Annotated in this window: 17 protein-coding genes; 10 read left to right on the top strand and 7 right to left on the bottom strand. The window is 65.8% G+C overall.

Translation table 11 applies throughout. The features are described from left to right. Entirely contained in the window at positions 1-762 is a 762-nt protein-coding gene (locus F817_RS0108345) for a class I SAM-dependent methyltransferase (protein WP_024327218.1), read from the top strand. A 22-nt stretch (positions 763-784) separates the two neighbouring features. Here the strand turns inward: F817_RS0108345 and F817_RS0108340 are convergent, their stop codons facing one another. Beyond that, positions 785-1,345: a ubiquinol-cytochrome c reductase iron-sulfur subunit gene (locus F817_RS0108340; protein WP_024327217.1), complete on the bottom strand. Its 561-nt coding sequence runs from the start codon at positions 1,343-1,345 to the stop codon at positions 785-787. A 74-nt stretch (positions 1,346-1,419) separates the two neighbouring features. On the opposite strand from F817_RS0108340, the gene F817_RS0108335 reads away from it, so the two are divergent. From F817_RS0108335 to cyaY, 3 genes are read left to right on the top strand one after another with little or no spacing between them, the layout of a single operon-like run. Continuing rightward, the gene (locus tag F817_RS0108335; RefSeq protein ID WP_024327216.1) at positions 1,420-1,755 is read left to right on the top strand and encodes a hypothetical protein; all 336 of its coding nucleotides are present in this window, start codon (positions 1,420-1,422) and stop codon (positions 1,753-1,755) included. Beyond that, the gene (locus tag F817_RS0108330) at positions 1,755-2,141 is read left to right on the top strand and encodes a DUF423 domain-containing protein (protein ID WP_024327215.1); all 387 of its coding nucleotides are present in this window, start codon (positions 1,755-1,757) and stop codon (positions 2,139-2,141) included. The genes F817_RS0108335 and F817_RS0108330 overlap by 1 nt, the downstream gene beginning before the upstream one ends. A 51-nt stretch (positions 2,142-2,192) precedes the next feature. Then, complete coding sequence (cyaY, locus tag F817_RS0108325; protein WP_024327214.1) at positions 2,193-2,516, top strand: iron donor protein CyaY; 324 nt, start codon at positions 2,193-2,195, stop codon at positions 2,514-2,516. Between the two features lie 27 nt (positions 2,517-2,543). Here cyaY and F817_RS0108320 read toward each other — a convergent pair whose 3' ends face one another. The 4 genes from F817_RS0108320 to crcB form a co-directional block, all read right to left on the bottom strand. Then, positions 2,544-2,966 carry a hypothetical protein gene (locus tag F817_RS0108320; RefSeq protein ID WP_024327213.1) on the bottom strand — a complete coding sequence of 141 codons (423 nt, stop codon included), beginning with the start codon at positions 2,964-2,966 and terminating at the stop codon, positions 2,544-2,546. A 40-nt stretch (positions 2,967-3,006) separates the two neighbouring features. Continuing rightward, positions 3,007-3,987 carry a thioredoxin family protein gene (locus F817_RS0108315; protein WP_369774212.1) on the bottom strand — a complete coding sequence of 327 codons (981 nt, stop codon included), beginning with the start codon at positions 3,985-3,987 and terminating at the stop codon, positions 3,007-3,009. A 117-nt stretch (positions 3,988-4,104) separates the two neighbouring features. Beyond that, positions 4,105-5,391, bottom strand: coding sequence for a serine--tRNA ligase (serS, locus tag F817_RS0108310; RefSeq protein WP_024327211.1), 1,287 nt, complete (start codon positions 5,389-5,391; stop codon positions 4,105-4,107). Positions 5,392-5,496: 105 nt separating this feature from the next. Further along, a complete protein-coding gene (gene crcB / locus F817_RS0108305) occupies positions 5,497-5,907 on the bottom strand; it encodes a fluoride efflux transporter CrcB (RefSeq protein ID WP_024327210.1) in 411 nt (136 codons plus the stop codon). 81 nt (positions 5,908-5,988) lie between these two features. Here crcB and F817_RS0108300 point away from each other — a divergent pair, with 81 nt between their 5' ends. The 4 genes from F817_RS0108300 (at position 5,989) to F817_RS0108285 (ending at position 10,980) form a co-directional block, all read left to right on the top strand. Next, positions 5,989-7,485 carry an FAD-linked oxidase C-terminal domain-containing protein gene (locus F817_RS0108300; protein ID WP_024327209.1) on the top strand — a complete coding sequence of 499 codons (1,497 nt, stop codon included), beginning with the start codon at positions 5,989-5,991 and terminating at the stop codon, positions 7,483-7,485. Positions 7,486-7,522: 37 nt separating this feature from the next. Next, on the top strand, positions 7,523-8,473 hold the full coding sequence (locus F817_RS0108295) for a diguanylate cyclase domain-containing protein (protein WP_024327208.1): 951 nt from the start codon (positions 7,523-7,525) through the stop codon (positions 8,471-8,473). Between the two features lie 53 nt (positions 8,474-8,526). Beyond that, a complete protein-coding gene (locus F817_RS0108290; protein WP_024327207.1) occupies positions 8,527-9,498 on the top strand; it encodes a sensor domain-containing diguanylate cyclase in 972 nt (323 codons plus the stop codon). Between the two features lie 177 nt (positions 9,499-9,675). Beyond that, positions 9,676-10,980 (top strand): citrate synthase, encoded by a 1,305-nt coding sequence (locus F817_RS0108285; protein WP_024327206.1) that lies wholly within the window; start codon positions 9,676-9,678, stop codon positions 10,978-10,980. Between the two features lie 104 nt (positions 10,981-11,084). Here F817_RS0108285 and F817_RS0108280 read toward each other — a convergent pair whose 3' ends face one another. Beyond that, on the bottom strand, positions 11,085-12,473 hold the full coding sequence (locus tag F817_RS0108280) for a TolC family outer membrane protein (RefSeq protein ID WP_024327205.1): 1,389 nt from the start codon (positions 12,471-12,473) through the stop codon (positions 11,085-11,087). A gap of 381 nt (positions 12,474-12,854) precedes the next feature. Here F817_RS0108280 and F817_RS0108270 point away from each other — a divergent pair, with 381 nt between their 5' ends. Then, positions 12,855-13,550 carry a transglutaminase-like cysteine peptidase gene (locus F817_RS0108270; protein ID WP_029681070.1) on the top strand — a complete coding sequence of 232 codons (696 nt, stop codon included), beginning with the start codon at positions 12,855-12,857 and terminating at the stop codon, positions 13,548-13,550. 13 nt (positions 13,551-13,563) lie between these two features. Next, positions 13,564-15,471: a LapD/MoxY N-terminal periplasmic domain-containing protein gene (locus F817_RS0108265; RefSeq protein ID WP_024327203.1), complete on the top strand. Its 1,908-nt coding sequence runs from the start codon at positions 13,564-13,566 to the stop codon at positions 15,469-15,471. A 203-nt stretch (positions 15,472-15,674) separates the two neighbouring features. Here the strand turns inward: F817_RS0108265 and F817_RS0108260 are convergent. Beyond that, on the bottom strand, positions 15,675-16,940 hold a 1,266-nt coding region (locus F817_RS0108260), incomplete at its 5' end, for a hypothetical protein (RefSeq protein WP_024327202.1).

Genomic DNA, 16,940 nt, shown 5'->3' with positions numbered 1-16,940 from the left:
ATGCCGCTCGAGGTACGTGCCGCACCCGGTCACGAGGCGGAAGCCGAGCGATTGCGCGAGGCGCTCGCCGGCTATCACCACGAAGGTGAGGCCGAACTGGTACTGGAGGCGGGAGACCACGGCCTCCAGCTGATTCGCGAGGACACGCGACCCACGCTGCGGCTGCACCTCGACTTTGCTGCCGGACGCCTGGGCTATCGCCTTGCCCATGCCGGCCATCAGCGCGAAGGGCTCATCCGGGCCTTCGGCAAGCTGCCGCGCGACGGCCAGGTACTCGACGCCTCTGCCGGACTCGGGCGCGACACCCTGCTGCTGGCCGCGCACGGCTTCCAGGTAACGGCCTGGGAGCGGCACCCGGTGGTGTATCAGCTGCTGGCCGATGCGCTGGCTCGCGCCGCCCTCAACCCGGAACTCGCCGCCATCATCGGGCGCATTGATCTGCGCGAGGGCAAGGCCAACCCCGATCGTGTGGCCCCGCCCGCGATGGCCGCCGTCTTCGATCCCATGTTCCCGGAGCGCGCCAAGCGCGCGGCGGTCAAGAAGGACATGCAGCTGATCCAGGCGCTAATGCCCGAGGCGGCCGACCCGGACGCGGAGCAGACCCTCGCCACCTTGCGCCGCCACGTGGAACGCCGCGTGATCGTGAAACGCCCGCTGCAGGCTCCGGCCCTCGGCCCGGACACGCCCCAGGCGAGTGTGAAGGGCAAGAGCGTGCGCTTTGACCTCTATCCTGCCACCACCCCCTCGCGGGAAAATGGGTGACCCGACGGATCTCGCGCAGCATTCACGGACTTCCCAGGATCAGCCGGTCGTCCCCCGCGAAGCGGTAATCCGGAATCGGCAGGTTCCGGCGGGCCGACTGCTCGGCGTATACCCGACCGGCTCCGTCGTAGCGCCCGCCCCGGCAACGGTCGACGAACCCGCCACTCCAGCCATCGGCCTCTTCCGGGTGTACCAGGTCCAGTTCGCAACCCAGGTCCGTACTCTCGCCAATGACGACCAGCCATTCCGGCCGGAAACTGCGCAGCGGCAACGCCAGCCCGTCCGGCTGCTGGCCCCGGCGCGCCGCCGGGTCCACCAGCTCGTCGTCATCCGCCAGTGCGGCCTGCCAGGCGGCATCACGATGCACCACCAGCACATGCCGGTTCCCGTGGATGAACCGCCCCGCCTCGCCCGGGGTGATTTCCGCAAGATCCACCCGAAGCGTCTCGCCGCCGGTATCCACCGATCCGGAAAACGCGTATCGCAGCATGATCCCCACCAGCAGCAAGGCGGCCCCCAGCACCATCAGCTTCATGACCGCGCGGATCCGCACCCGCGCCAGTGAATCGTTCCCGACTTGCACCCGTGATCTCCGTTTGCCGCGCCAACCGGCGAAAACACTTTGCCTGAGCTCAGCTCCCCCCTACACTAGGCGGCATGAGAGGACCCAACCGTTCCAACCGCACCTATGTCGGTCTGTACAACGACATGTACGCCGGCATGACCCCCATCGGCAATTTCATCCGCGATGCCTGGGTGTTCGGCATCCTGCCGGAGACCGAAACCTGCGATGGCTGGGATGTCTCGCGCATCCAGATGCTGCATGACCAGGTCAATGCCGAGTGGGACAAGTACGACCTGCGTATCAGCAACCTCCCGCCCGAACTGCGCGAACGTCACGAGCGCATCCACCAGGAGGCGATCGAGCGCGCCCGCGAACACGGCTGGGTCCCCGGCCAGGACATCGACAGCGAGATGGGCGACGACGCCTGATGGGCGGTGGCGAACCCCTCATACGCCCCCTGATCGTCATCGCGGCCTTGCTGGGCGGGGTCGCGGTCATCCTCGGCGCCTTCGGGGCCCACGCCCTCCAGGAACGCCTCTCGGAACACGCGTTGTCGACCTGGCACACAGGGGTCCAGTATCACTTCATCCACGCCCTGGCCCTGTTGCTGTTGGCCGCGCTGTGGGCACACCTGGCCAACGGCTGGGCCGCGGCCAGCGCCGTCGCATTCGTGATCGGCATCCTGCTCTTCTCCGGCAGCCTGTATGCCCTGGCCCTCGGAGCACCCCGCATCCTCGGGGCGATCGCGCCGCTGGGCGGAACCGCCTTTATCCTCGGCTGGGCGGGGTTGGTCATTGCCGCCTGGCGCGGCTGACCTATAATCGCGCCCTGCCAGCCCCAACTTCACGACCGGATCGAGCGCCCCATGAGCCAGACCTCCTTCGCCGTATTCGCCGAGAAAACCCTCGACGACATCCAGACCCGCCTGAGCGAGCAGAGCGCCCTGGATGACCTGGACATCGACCTGATCGACGGGGTGATGACGATCGAATTCGACGACGGCGCGCAACTGATCCTGAACCGCCAGGAGGCCGCCGAACAGATCTGGCTTTCCTCGCCCGAGGGTCCCGCCCACTTCGGCTACTCCGAGGAGGAAGGCGCCTGGATCGACGATCGCAATGGCGAAGACCTGCACGCGACCCTGGTGCGCGTCATCGAACAGAAACTGGGCGTTCCGGTCGAGCTCTGAACGCACAACCGCTGGATCAGTGTTTCCCTAATCCGCTTTACCCGACCCTTCCTTCGGTTCGTCCTGGCCCGCCGCCGCGCGCTCGTCCGCGGTCGGCGGATCGTCTTCAAGGGCGCGCAGATGCGCCTCGACCTCGGCCAGCACGGGGTGGGGCTTGTCCTGCTCCAGCGCCACATCGATCGCCCGCAACGCCTCCACCGCCTGCGGATCCCCCCGCAATGGCATACGCGCGACGCCCAGCGCGAGCATGCGGAACTGGCGGAACACCAGGTAGCTTACGGTCGCCACCACCAGCGCGCCCCACATGTTGTCCTGGAACCACAGCCATACGGCCGCGCCGTAGCCACTGAAGGTCAGTACGAAGATCCCCAGCGCCACGCGATGGGATCGGGCGACGATGCCTTCCAGCACCTCGCGGTTACGAATTACGAAGTCACGTTCGAAATGCAAAGCTCGTTCCTTGTCTCAGGTGACGCGGTCGCGGGCCGGTTCAGGGACGTCCCGGCTGCTGGGCGCGCCAGCGCTCGAACGTCGGGTGATCCTCGTAGCCACGGGTCAGCACGTAGTCCATCACGTTGCGCAGTCGATTCAGGTGCACCACCGAATCGATGCGGATGATCTCCTCGCCATGCTCGTCGAAAAAGATCAGCGTCGGGGCCCAGTGCACGTCCAGCTCGGCCGCCCACTCTTTCGCGCTGGTCCGCTCGCCATCCGGGGTCAGTACCGGGGTGTCGGCATCATCGGCATCCAGCTGGACGGCATCCATCAGCGCAATGCGCTCCAGAACCTCGTCCTGCTGCAACGGCTCGGAGTGCAGGATATCGCAGGCGTGACAGGCCTCGCGCTCAAAGAACACCACGAGGGGACGGTCCGCGGGAACCTGGCTGCGATCCAGCGCATACGGCTCGCCGGCGAAGAAGTCACGCTGATTGATGTCGTCCAGATCGAACTTTGGTGGCGGATCGGCGCGGTCCAGGTAGTCGCGGAAGCTCTCTTCCCGGTCGTGCCGGTCGATCACGTACTCCAGCAACGCACGGAATCGGTAGGGCGGGTAATAGCCGCGCATCTGGTGGATGCGCTCGCCGTCCTCGTCGTAGAAGGCAATCGAGGGCGTGAAGTTGAGCCGCTGTTCCGCCGCATAGCGGCGTTCGATCCAGGTCTCGCCGTCGAGATCCGTCACCTCGCGAGTACCCAGGGCGTCGATCGCCACGACATTGAAATGCGATGCCAGGTACTCGCGGATGTCGTCCTGCGCGAAATTCTTCTCGAACAGGGCCTCGCAGTAGGGGCAGTCATCCATGCCGAAGTAGACGGCCAGTCCCATCTTGCCCTGCTCCACCGCGTCTTCCAGGTCCTCGCGCAGGTCCAGAAAGCTCAGTTCGAACCAGTCGGGGGTGTGCAGGCCGATCGGTCGCGGCGTGTCGTCGAACACCAGCCCTTCATCCGGCTCCGCCACGTCGTCGTCGGCCAGCACGGACGTCCCCGTCACTGCCCACGCCAGCAACAGCGCCGCGAGGAAGGCTAGCGAAGCGGGGCGACGAATTCCGGGGGAGAGACGTTTCACGTGGCAAGTTTCCGAATGGGCCTGCTAATCGGACGGCGGCTCCAGCACCGAGGTTCCCCCAAGATACGGACGCAGCTTCTCGGGAATGCGGATCGAACCGTCCGCCTGCTGGTGATTTTCCAGCAACGCCACCAGTGCCCGGCCCACCGCAACCCCGGATCCATTGATGGTATGCACCAGCTCCGGGCGTTCGCCCGCCTTTGGCCGGAAGCGTGCCTGCATGCGGCGCGCCTGGAAAGCCTCGAAGTTCGAACACGACGAGATCTCGCGGTAGGCGTCCTGCGCCGGCAGCCAGACTTCCAGGTCATAGGTGCGCGCGGCGGCGAAACCCATGTCCCCGGCGCTCAACAGCATCACCCGGTAGGGCAGCTCCAGCGCCTGCAACACCGCCTCGGCATGTCCCAGCAGGGCTTCCAGGGCCGCGTTCGACTCGTCCGGCCGCACGATCTGCACCAGTTCGACCTTCTCGAACTGGTGCTGCCGGATCAGCCCCCGCACATCGCGGCCATAGCTGCCCGCCTCGGAACGGAAACACGGGGTATGCGCCACCATCCGCAGCGGTAGCGCGTCGGCCTCCAGGATCTGCTCGCGGACCAGGTTGGTCAGCGTCACCTCCGCGGTGGGGATCAGGCGGTAGCGCTGGTCACAGTCCACCGCGAACAGATCCTCGTCGAACTTCGGCAGCTGACCGGTCCCTTCCAGCGACTCCGGGTTCGCCAGGTAGGGCACATAGGTTTCCTGGTATCCATGCGAGCCCGTGTGCATGTCCAGCATGAACTGGGTCAGGGCCCGGTGCAGACGCGCCATCTGCCCGCGCATGACCACGAAACGCGAACCGGCCACCCGCACCGCCGCCTCGAAATCCAGCCAGCCGCCCGGCAGGCCCAGGTCCACATGATCGCGCGGCGCGAAGTCAAAGCCGCGGGGCGTACCCTCGCGCCGGATCTCCACGTTGGACTTCTCGTCCAGGCCATCCGGCACATCCGCCTGCGGGAGGTTGGGGATCCACATCAGCAGCGTGTCCAGTTCCTCCTGAACATCATGCAGATCGGTCTCGCACTGCTTGAGCTCATCCCCCAGCCGACCGACCTCCGCCTTGAGCGGCTCGATGTCCTCGCCCCGCGCCTTGGCCTGCCCGATGCTCTTGGACCGGGTGTTGCGCTCCGCCTGCAGCTCCTGGGTGCGCACCTGCAATGCCTTGCGCCGGGCCTCCAGGGACTCGAAACGTTCGCGGTCCAGGGTGTAGCCACGCCGCGCGAGCGCGGCGGCGGTCGCGTCCAGATCCTGACGCAGGCTGCGGATATCAAGCATGACGGCTTTCCAGTGAGGGGTTGCGGGAACGACGGAGAAGTCTACGGTTGCCACTCCACGACGTCCACGATGCAGCGGTGCCCGGGAGACCCTTCCTGGCGACGCTCACGAAGCCACAGGCCCGACACCCAGCACCCAGCGCGTCCCGTACAGCCCCGCGGCTGCGGCCAGCACGCAGGTCAGCATGCTCGCCAGCATGTACCCCAACGCCCGGGTCCAGGCACCGATATCGAGCATATGGACCACCTCGAGGGAAAACGTGGAGAACGTCGTAAAGCCCCCCAGCACCCCGACCACCAGCAACAGTCGCCAGGCGGGATGCAGCTCCAGGCGCTCCACCAGCATCACGGCGAGCACACCGATCAGGAACGAGCCGAGAATGTTGATGCCGAGGGTCCCCCAGGGGAAGGCGCGACCAAACTGCGCCACCATCCACTCCTGCATGCCGAGGCGCAGGGCGGAACCCAGCGCACCGCCCACCGCCACTGCCAGGTAGGAACCCATTCCGATGCCCATGATCCCGCCCTGCTTCCCAAAAAGGCCTACAGTTTATGCGATCACAGCGCGTGTACCCAGCAGACCCCTACCATCGAATGCATGAGCGCGAATCCATCCATCGCCCCATCCGAGACGGCCATGCAGGCACTGGCCGCGGTCATCGAGATCCTGGCAGCCGAGCTGCCATCCGATGCCCTGGTACTCGAGGCGGCGGAACGTCGAGCCTACGAGTGCGACGGGCTCTCCGCCTACCGCCAGGTCCCGGGCGCCGTGGCGCTCCCACGGACCCGAAACGAGCTCCTGACCTGCCTACGGGTCTGCCGCGAACATGGTGTACCGATCATTCCGCGCGGGGCGGGCACCGGCCTGTCGGGCGGGGCACTGCCCAGCGAGACCGGGCTGCTGCTGTCCATGGCCCGCTTCAACCGTATTCTGGAGATCGACGCGGACAACCGCTGTGCGGTGGTCCAGCCCGGCGTCCGCAATCTTGCGATCTCCGAGGCCGCCGCGCCCCAGGGGCTGTACTACGCGCCGGACCCCTCCTCCCAGATCGCCTGCTCCATCGGCGGCAACGTCGCCGAGAACGCCGGAGGGGTGCATTGCCTGAAATACGGGCTCACCGTGCATAACGTGACCGGGCTGGAGATCGTCACCCTGGACGGCGAGACCATCCGGCTGGGGGGCAAGACACTGGATAGTGCCGGCCTGGATCTGCTCGCCTTCATGGTCGGCTCGGAGGGCATGCTCGGCATCGTCACCGAGGTGACCGTGCGCCTGCTCCCGCGCCCCGAACGCACCCAGGTCCTGCTGGCCCGATTTGACGATGTCGACACGGCCGGACGCGCAGTCGCCGGGATCATCGCCGCCGGCCTGATCCCCGCCGGCCTCGAGATGATGGACAACGCCGCCATCCGGGCCGCCGAGGACTTCGTTCATGCCGGCTACCCGGTGGAGGCGGCGGCCATCCTCCTGTGCGAACTCGACGGCACCAACGCCGAGGTATCCGAGGACATCATGGTGGTGCGCCGGAAGCTGCTGGATCTCGGTGCCACCGAGGTACGCACCGCCCGTGACGACGCCGAGCGGGCCCTCTTCTGGGCGGGGCGCAAGGCGGCCTTCCCGGCTGCTGGCCGCATCTCGCCCGACTACTACTGCATGGACGGCACCATCCCGCGCCACCAGCTCGGGACCGTGCTGGAACGCATCAACAACCTGTCGCGCGAGCACGGCCTCGGGGTCTGCAATGTCTTTCACGCCGGCGACGGCAACCTGCACCCCCTGATCCTCTACGACGCCAACCAGACCGGACAGCTGGAGACGGCCGAGGCCTTCGGTCAGCAAATCCTCGAGCTGTGCGTAGAGGTGGGGGGTACCGTTACCGGCGAACACGGCGTCGGCGTGGAAAAGCTGGACGGCATGTGCGTGCAGTTCGCCGCCTCGGAGCTGGAACAGTTTCACCGCCTCCGCCGCGCCTTCGACCCGCTGGGCCTGCTCAATCCCGGCAAGGCCGTCCCGACGCTGGCCCGCTGCGCTGAATTTGGCCGCCAGCACGTGCATGGCGGGCAGCTGTCGCATCCCGACCTGCCCCGCTTGTAGGATGACGGGCCCGACCGAACCGAGCGCGCGCCCCAGCATGCCCAGGGCCACCCTTGCCACCGCACTGGCCGACGAGTTCTCCGGCGCCGTCGATGCCACCCTCAATGCCCTGCAGGCGCTGATCCCGCTGGACATCTGGATGGTGACACGGGTCGAGGCCGACGACTGGATCGTGCTGCACACACGCGGCCGCTCACCGCGGTTCCGGCCGGGGGCGGCGTTCAGCTGGCAGCATTCCTACTGCCTCCACATGAACGCGGGCGACGGGCCGAACATCGCCGCCGATGCGAGCACAGTACCGGCCTATGCCAGCGCCCCGATCAACGATATTGCGACGATCGGCTGCTACATCGGATTCCCGCTGTACGATGCGAACGGCCACCTCTTCGGCACCTTGTGTGGCTTGCACCCGGACCCCATGGACGCGGACATCGACCGCCACGAGCCCGTGGTCCGCGCCCTGGCCGAGTCACTGGTTCACGTGCTGCGCCTCAGCGAACGGGCCGAGGTACTGGACCGCCTGCGCCAGCACACCGCCCTGGCTGCGCACAGTGATCCGCTGACCGGCGTGCTCAACCGCCATGGCTGGGAGCTCGCCCTGGACGCCGAGGAGACGCGCTGCCAGCGGAGCGGCCAACCGGCCGGCGTCATTGCCCTCGACCTGTTTCCGGACCCCTCGCCACGGGGCACCACCGGGTTCCACGACGATACCGACCTCATCCGCGCGATCCTCGCCCTGCAGGGGCTGATCCATCCCACCGACCTGATCGGTCGACTCGGCGGCAGCCAGTTCGCCCTGCTCGCCAGCCAGTTGAGCGAGATCCCGCTCGCGCAGCGCGCACAGACCCTGCAACAGTCCCTCGCCGAGCAGGGAATCCCAGCGGCCGTCGGGCACGCCATGCGCGAGGTGGGCACCGGCAGCCTCGAACACGCACTGAAGCGCGCCACCCGCGCCATGCGGCAGACACCACAGGCCGCGTCGGCCTGACCGCGGCCTCCCTGTATCAAACCGACACCCGCGCCTTCTCGACGGAATGTCCCATGCCCCGAAGCACCGATCCACTCGACGCCGCCCCCTCCCCGTTTAACCTCGGGGTCGACAACGCCCTGAAGCTGCTCCACCGGATCGCCCCACTGGACGTCTGGATGCTGACCCGTATCGAGGACAACGAGCAGATCGTGGTGCGTGCCGACGACCACGGTTACGGGATCGAACCAGGCACCGCCTTCGACTGGGGCAACTCGTTCTGCATCCGCATGCTTGCCGAACGGGGCCCACGCATCGCCCCCGACGTGCAGCAGGTCCCCGCCTACCGAGAAGCACTGGCGACCCTGGACAACCCCCCCGCCATCGGCAGCTACATCGGCTTTCCGGTCCAGGACCACGAATACGGCATGTACGGCGTACTCTGCGCGATGCATCCGGAGGCCCTGTCAGTGGACCTCGAAGGACACGCCGAGGAGATCGAGTCCGCCGTGGCCGTGATCGAGGCCCTGCTCCGGCAGCGCCGCCAGATCGACGAACTCGAACGCGAACGCGAGGCCCTGAAACTCGAGGCCTACAGCGACGCCCTCACCGGAGCCCGCAATCGGCGGGGCTGGCAGATCGCATTGAACGCGGAGGAGCAGCGCTGTCTGGATCACAGCCTCCCGGCAGGCATTATCGCCCTGGACCTCGACCACCTGAAGGCCGTGAACGACCAGGAGGGCCACGACGCGGGTGACCAGCTGATTGCCGCGGCCGGAAGGGCCCTGCGCGACGCAACTCGCGAGAACGACATCGTGGCCCGCCTGGGCGGCGACGAGTTCGCCGTCCTGCTGCCCGACACCCCGGCCGACAACCTCCCCGAAATCGCCAGCCGGCTGCGTTCGGCCCTGGACGCCGCCGGAGTCGCCGCCTCCATCGGCTACGCCTGCCGCACCGTCAGCGGCTCCCTGCATCAGGCGCAGGCCAACGCCGATGCCGCCATGTACACGGACAAGCGCCAGCGCCGCGGACCGCCCGCCCCTTAACACGCCGGCCCCAGGCCCGCCGCCACACGCGGCCGCCACGACACACGAACCGAGATATTCGCGGCGCAGAACCGACCGGCGTCGCGGAGCCGCCCGAAGCCCGCTGCCGCAGGGCCGCCTTTGGTTTACCATTGGGGCATCCGCATCCGGACGACCCCTTTCCCACGAGGCCGTTTCATGAGCAAAACCGTCACCCTGACCGACAACACCACCGGCAAGAGCATCGAGCTGCCGATCCAGGAGGGCTCGCACGGCCCGAACTGCCTGGATATCCGAGCCCTGTACAAGGAGCTCGGCTACTTCACCTACGACCCGGGGTTCATGTCCACGGCCAGCTGTCGTTCGGACGTCACCTTCATCGACGGCGACGTAGGCACGCTGCTCTATCGCGGCTATCCGATCGAACAACTCGCCTCGGAGAGCACCTACCTCGAGGTGTGCTACCTGCTGCTGAACGGCGAGCTGCCCTCCTCCGACGACCTCCACGACTTCTCGCGCATCATCAAGGAACACTCGATGCTGCACGAGGCGGTACGCCGCTTCTTTGACGGCTTCCGCCACGACGCCCATCCGATGGCGATCATGGTCGGGGTGGTTGGCGCGCTGTCGGCCTTCTACCACGACAACGTCGACGTGCATAACCCGGATCACCGGCGCATCGCCGCCCACCGGCTGATCTCCAAGATGCCCACCATCGCCGCCTGGTCGTACAAGTACGCTAACGGTCAACCGTTCATGTACCCGGACAACAACCTGTCCTACACCGCCAACTTCCTGGCGATGATGTTCGGCGTGCCCAGCGAGCCCTATCAGCCCAACCCGGTTTTCGTGCGCGCGCTCGACCTGATCCTCATCCTGCACGCCGACCACGAGCAGAACGCCTCGACCTCCACCGTACGCCTGTCCGGCTCCTCCGAGGCCAACCCGTTCGCCGCGATCTCCGCCGGCATCGCCTCGCTGTGGGGCCCGCTGCACGGCGGTGCCAACGAGAAGGTCATCCGCATGCTCGAGGAGATCGTGCACTCCGACAAGAGCGTGGAGGACTTCGTCGCCCGAGCAAAGGACAAGAACGACTCCTTCCGCCTGATGGGCTTCGGGCATCGCGTCTACAAGAACTACGACCCGCGGGCCAAGATCATCCGCACGATGTGCCATGAACTGCTCGCGGAAATGGGCGACATGGGCGCCGACAACCAGCCCCTGTTCGACGTGGCCATGGAGCTGGAACGCATCGCGATGGAGGACGATTACTTCATCGAGCGCAAGCTCTACCCCAACGTGGACTTCTACTCCGGCATCATCCTGCGCGCGATGGGCATCCCGCTGAACATGTTCACCGTGATCTTCGCCCTCGCCCGCACCGTCGGCTGGATCTCGCACTGGAACGAGATGATGCAGGACCCCGAATCCCGCATCGGCCGCCCGCGCCAGCTCTACACCGGCTACCCCTCGCGCGAGTACGTCTCCATCGAAGAGCGCTGAGCCAGAAGCCCCGGCAGGCATCCGGATCGGCACGCCCTCCAAACGCAAAAGGGCCAGCCCTGAGGGCTGGCCCTTTTATTGCGCCGGACATGCCCGGCGGTCAATCAGCGAAAGATGCTCTCGTGCCGGGTTTCCATCATCTGCGGTGCTTCCGGCGGGCACACCGAGTCCGGATCGATGCGTGCATGCTCGTCGACCAGCCCCAGCTCGGCGGCGGTCGGCATATCCCCACGCGAAATCTCCAGATACTCAAGCAACCGGCCAAGACCGTTCAGCGCCCGCGCCTTCGCGATTTCCATGTCGTGCTGCGCATTGATATAGGCGCGGCTGGCCTCGAAGTACTCGTTCTCGGTGTCCAGCAGGTCCAGCAGGCTGCGCTGGCCGATACCGAACTGCTGTCGGTAGGCGGTCCGCACGCGGTCGGAAGAATCGCGATGCTGACGCAGGAAACGCAGCTGGCTTTCCAGGGAACGGACGTCGTTGTACGCCACCGATACGGTCTGACGGACGTTACGGCAGACCACTTCCTGCTGGTCACGCGCCTGATTGAACTCCTCCGTGAACTGGCGTACGCGCGCCTGGTCGGTTCCACCCCGGAAGAGGTTGAACGTCATCATCACCATTGCCGAGGTGTCGTGGACCCGGATGTCCTCCCGTTCCAGCAGATCGTTCTCGTAGGCGTGACGCAATTGCAGGTCGACCCGGGGGTGGAAGGCCGCACGGGCGACGTTGCGTTGCGCCTGCGCCGCCTCCATGTTCCTCAGGGACGCAAACATGGCCGGGTTCATGGTGACCGCCTCGGTCAGCGCCTCCTGCACCGTCCCCGGGATGGGCTCTTCGGAGAAGGTTCCGACGAGATCCGCCCGGCCATCGGCCGGCATCTGCCCGACGACGCGATAGTAGCGGGCATTGACATCATGCAGGTTCTGCCGCTCGGTCAGAAGGTTGGATTCCGCAAGCGCGAGGCGACCGGCCGCCTGTTCCAGATCCACGCCCCGGCCAACCCCGCGCTCGGTTTGATCGACGATCTGATCGTACACGTCCTTGTGGGCGTCGTAGTTTTCCTGCGCCAGGTCCACCAGCAGCCGCTGACGCTGCACGTCGGCAAACGCCCGAACAGCCTCCAGCGCGATATCCTCGGTCGTCTCCCGCAGCTCGAAGAACCGGACGCGCTGGATCTCGCCAAGACGATTCACCTCGCTGGCGGTCTCGAACCCGTCATACAGCATCTGCGTCAGCGTAATATCCACGCCGCGCGGGTTGCGCGAGAAGGTGTCGAAACCGTCGTCACTGGAACGCTGCCACTGGTAACCCGCGCGCGCATTCAGATCGATCTCCGGCATGAACCGGCCGCGCGCGCCAGTCTGCTCTTCGCCGGCCGCACGAAATGCATGCCACTGCGACTGGACCTCCGGATTGGAGAGTACCGCCTCCATGGCGGCGTCCCGGAGTTCCTGTGGCGGCGCTGCATGCGCAGACACCCCCACCGCCATCGCCACGGCCGCCGTCAGTCCGACGAGAGCCCCCTTGCTGGTCACAGACCCGAATCGCTTCATCGCTCTTGTCCTTTCATTTAGCGTGGACACCCCCCAGAACGACCTCTGCCGGGCTTTTTTTCTTGCCGGTCAGAAAAGTTCTGGTTATCAAAACTTCTGAATACTAGGGACCGCCCCCAGGCGGCACAACTCTCGTTTCCTTTGCCGACTAACGCTCGCTAAACGGAAAACGAAAAAAAAGTGATATGAAGGATGATTTTCTCCTTGCGAATCTGGCTTTCGCCGTCAGCGTAGCCCATCATCAGGTGAGACGCGTAATCCTCACTCACCGGAGGGCACGCCCACGTGCTTTTGTCCTGTGCCCGTACCCCCCCGCAAATGATCCGGCTGCTCAGCGTCGTGCTGATGCTGGCGCTGGGCACGTGGACCCTGGGTACTTCCGACGCGGGGCTCGAAGACTTCGCGCAACTGGAGGAGGTCGCCGCCATCCGGTACGGCCCGGAGACCGCGGACCGGGTCCGTGAATGGCGCGAGTTGCTCGAATCGCTGGCAGACGAAGACGAGCAAACCCAGATCGCACGGGTGAACGAGTTCTTCAACCGTCTATTGCGTTATCAGGACGATCAGATTACCTGGGGCCAGGAGGACTTCTGGGCCACGCCGCTGGAGGCCATGGACAAGGGTGCCGCCGACTGCGAGGACTACTCGATCGCCAAGTACGTCAGCCTGCGCAAACTGGGCATCCCGGATGAACGTCTGCGGCTCTTTTACGTGCGCGCACGTATCGGCGGCCCGGGCAGCAACCTGAGCCAGGCCCATATGGTCCTGGGCTACTTCGAAACTCCGCGCGATGAACCCCTGGTTCTCGACAATCTGATCACCCGTATCGAGCGCGCCGGGGAGCGCGACGATCTGACGCCAATCTTCTCGTTCAACAGTCGGGGCCTCTGGCCCGACGGCGCGTCACAATCGGCGGCCGATCCCACTGCCAGGCTGTCCCGCTGGCGCCGGGTCCTGGAACAGCTGGCGGAATACGGTCTCGATCTTGAACAACCCATCAACCCGACCCCATAAAGAGGGCGCAGGCATGACGTTGAGAAAACAACTCTGGATCGCGGTGGCCATCATCATGCTGCTCGCGCTGCTGGTGAGCATCGTCGCCAGCACGTTGTCGGCACGCAACTACCTGGCCCAGCAGATCCTGACCAAGAACATCGACAATGCCGCCTCGCTTGCATTGTCGCTGTCCCAGCTGCCCAAGGACGATACGACCGTCGAATTGCAGATAGCCTCCCAGTTCGATACCGGCCACTACCGCCATATCCGGCTCGAGGATCCCTCGGGCGAACTCATGCTGGAACGACACAACCCCGAAACGCCGCGGGGTGTCCCGAACTGGTTCATCGACACCCTGAACTTCGATGTCCGCCCCGGGGTGGCACAGGTGTCCGACGGCTGGTCGTCCTTTGGCACGCTGATCGTCGAGAGCCAGACCAATTACGCGTACGAAGAGCTCTGGGCCGGCACCCTGCGCCTGACGGCAATCTTTACCGCCGGGCTTCTGATCATCGGCCTGCTGGGGTCGTTCCTGCTCGGGCGACTTATCCAGCCCCTTCGGCATGTCGTGGAGCAGGCCGAGGCGGTCGGCGCACGCCGCTTCATCACCACCCCCGAACCGCGCACATGGGAATTCCGCGCCCTGGTGCGCGCCATGAACCGACTGACCGAGCATGTACGCGTAATGCTCGTGGAGGAGTCGAAACGGCTGGAGCGTCTGAAGACCCGACTGCAGCACGATGACGTGACGGGCCTGCTGGCCCGGGAGCCCTTTCTCGCCCGCCTGCAGGCGACGCTGGATAACCGGCATGCCGGTTCCTCCGGCAGCCTCGCGGTGCTCCGCATCCACGATCTGGCCACGATCAACCAGATCGTCGGCCACCAGAACCTCGATGCGCTGCTCGCCCGGATCGCGAAGGTCGTGGAACAGGCCGTCGCCCATACCGAGTATGGCGCCGCCGGACGGCTCAACGGCTCCGACATCGCGGTTTTCGGCGACAGCATCGCGGACAGTCACCGGTTCGCGCAGTCCCTGTTGAGCGGGGTCCGGGACGCGCTCGGCGACGACGCACCCGACGCCCTGACGCTTCATGTGGCCGCGACCCTCTATCACCCCGAGGACACCACCGGGGAAGTTCTCGCGCGAGCGGATCTCGCGCTGGCACGTGCGGAACTGGAGCCCGGCGATGCAGTCGCCCACGAGCCCCACGCCACCCTTCCCTATTCGGACCAGAATCAATGGCGCGCGGCCATCACCGACGCGCTTGACCAACACGGGGTGGAGCTGGGCCGGTTTGCGGTCATCGATGCCGACCATCAACTGATGCATCACGAAGCCCCGATGCGCCTGTTTCTAGACGGCGAACTGCGCCCTGCGGGCTATTTCATGCCCTGGGCGGTGCGCCTCGATCTGATCCGACGGCTCGACGACGCCGTCCTGGAAGCCGCCTTGTCCCGGCTGCAGACCGCCGGCGAACGCCTGGCCATCAACCTCTCGGTGGACAGCCTGCGTGACACCCACTTCCGTCAGACCCTCGAATCCCGGCTACAGCAAGACCCCCAGGCGGCGGGACGCCTGTGGGTCGAGTTCCCCGCTCGCGGCGCACTGGCACACCCAGCGGAACTGCGCGATCTCTGTCGAATCGCTCGCCTGACGGGGTTCACCGTGGGGCTCGAACACGCGGGACCGGAAGCCTTTCAGGCGCACGACCTGACCACCTTTGGCCTCCATTACGTCAAGCTGCAGGCTTCCCTGACCCACAGCGTGCATCGCTCCAGCGAGACCCAGGCCCTCATTCGCGGGCTTTGCACCCTGGCCCACTCCATCGGGATCCTTGTCATCGCCGAAGGCTGTGACATCAGCGACGACATCGAACTGCTGATGGACGCCGGCATCGATGCCGTCACGGGGAGCGCCGTCCGGGAACCGACGCGTTAGGGAGGCGCCGATTCAATCGCGCCGGATCGCTGGCTTCCGCATCTTCACTCGTGCACGGAGCCAGCTGCCCGCCCTGAGCGGTCCAGAAACGGCCCGGTACTCGCCCCGCACGAACCCGCCTTTCTCAGGGATTCCCTTCCGGCACAGAAAAAGGCCCGGGCCGCATCGCGGCGCCGGGCCCTTGATCCCGATGGCAGGGACCGCTACTGATCGATGGAGAGATGCCCGTTTTCGATCAGGGTCTGGATAAAATCGTACGACGAGTCGAAGCCATTCATGCTGACCCCTTCCAGCGTGATGGCGTAATCGGCACCGCCCGTGTCACTCTCCAGCATGCCGCCCGAGCTGATGTGCAGCACGGTACCCTCGCCCTGCGCTTCCGCCATCAGGTACTGGTCGATCGTCTCCTGGCTCGCGCTGGACAGGAGCTCACCGAGCGTGATCTGTGCACCGGGATCGTTGCTCTCCAGGCTGAAGCCCTGGATCACGAAGCGTGCTGGATCCTCCATGCTGCCTTCACCACCCTGCGACACGACAAAGATGTCCTGATCCGAATCGACCGTCAGGAAATTCGCCCCGAAGTCATCGGCTTCACCGAGGGCATCGACCACTTCCGCGGCAAGCGCCTCTTCGCCACCCGCGGGATAGAACTCCGCATCCTCGCCCTGACCCACCTGTACCGAAAGATCGACTGGCTTCACCGCGAACGCGCTTGCGTCCCCACTGGCTCCAGGACCCGTGCTCCCACCCTGGAATGCAATAAAGGAGAACGTCTCGCCACCGAGCTCCAGGAAGCCGTTCTCGTTCACATCGCTTGCCAGATCACGGGCACCACCGATCCGCACACCCTCGGCGTCGTACAGGTGATAGGAACCGCCGTTAATGGCGCCCAGGATCTGGAACACGGCCGTATCGGCCGGGCTGACCAGCGTAAAGAGCAGGGCCTCGCCGAACTCGATCGCGTTGGGGTCATCCGAAGCCCCCTGATGGTCGATCGCGAAAAACCCATCCTGATGCGAGACGGCTGCACTCTGCGAACCGGTCTCCTTCAGGTTGTTCGCATTCGCCATCGTGCCCTGAACATCACTGCCGCCCACCGTGTGGGCAGAAGCCAGCAGATCCGGCGGCTCTTCGCCACTCGGCTCGGGCACGGGAGCCACGCCACTACCGGTATCCACGAGATCGTCCATCCCGGACAGGACCACCGTGCCCTCGATCGTTACATTCAGCTGGTTGCCATCCACCTGGCCGGCGCGAATCGCAGCGGCCCCGGCCTCGGTCAGGACCACCACCCAGTTACCCGAGCCGTCCTGAGCCAGCGCCAGGTAGGCTGTATCTCCACCCACGATACTGTAGGCGATCGCCCCGGCCAGCGACGGGTCCAACCCGTCCAGGTTCAGGGAATGCGACACGTCGAACACGACATCCCCAGCAACCGCTTCACTCGCCTCCTCATAGCCGTAGCCAGT

The sequence above is a fragment of the Thioalkalivibrio sp. AKL19 genome, assembly GCF_000420165.1.
Taxonomy (GTDB): Bacteria; Pseudomonadota; Gammaproteobacteria; order Ectothiorhodospirales; family Ectothiorhodospiraceae; genus Thioalkalivibrio.
The sequence above is the reverse complement of the archived record's forward strand: the minus strand, read 5'-3'. Positions and strand labels throughout refer to the sequence as shown.

Excerpts from the sequence above, each read along its gene's own strand:
- crcB (WP_024327210.1), bottom strand. The coding sequence starts at position 5,907 with ATGGGCATCGGAATGGGTTCCTACCTGGCAGTGGCGGTGGGCGGTGCG.
- cyaY (WP_024327214.1), top strand. The coding sequence starts at position 2,193 with ATGAGCCAGACCTCCTTCGCCGTATTCGCCGAGAAAACCCTCGACGAC.
- F817_RS0108290 (WP_024327207.1), top strand. The coding sequence starts at position 8,527 with ATGCCCCGAAGCACCGATCCACTCGACGCCGCCCCCTCCCCGTTTAAC.
- F817_RS0108285 (WP_024327206.1), top strand. The coding sequence starts at position 9,676 with ATGAGCAAAACCGTCACCCTGACCGACAACACCACCGGCAAGAGCATC.
- F817_RS0108330 (WP_024327215.1), top strand. The coding sequence starts at position 1,755 with ATGGGCGGTGGCGAACCCCTCATACGCCCCCTGATCGTCATCGCGGCC.
- F817_RS0108265 (WP_024327203.1), top strand. The coding sequence starts at position 13,564 with ATGACGTTGAGAAAACAACTCTGGATCGCGGTGGCCATCATCATGCTG.
- serS (WP_024327211.1), bottom strand. The coding sequence starts at position 5,391 with ATGCTTGATATCCGCAGCCTGCGTCAGGATCTGGACGCGACCGCCGCC.
- F817_RS0108335 (WP_024327216.1), top strand. The coding sequence starts at position 1,420 with ATGAGAGGACCCAACCGTTCCAACCGCACCTATGTCGGTCTGTACAAC.
- F817_RS0108345 (WP_024327218.1), top strand. The coding sequence starts at position 1 with ATGCCGCTCGAGGTACGTGCCGCACCCGGTCACGAGGCGGAAGCCGAG.
- F817_RS0108280 (WP_024327205.1), bottom strand. The coding sequence starts at position 12,473 with ATGGCGGTGGGGGTGTCTGCGCATGCAGCGCCGCCACAGGAACTCCGG.
- F817_RS0108270 (WP_029681070.1), top strand. The coding sequence starts at position 12,855 with ATGATCCGGCTGCTCAGCGTCGTGCTGATGCTGGCGCTGGGCACGTGG.
- F817_RS0108295 (WP_024327208.1), top strand. The coding sequence starts at position 7,523 with ATGCCCAGGGCCACCCTTGCCACCGCACTGGCCGACGAGTTCTCCGGC.
- F817_RS0108300 (WP_024327209.1), top strand. The coding sequence starts at position 5,989 with ATGAGCGCGAATCCATCCATCGCCCCATCCGAGACGGCCATGCAGGCA.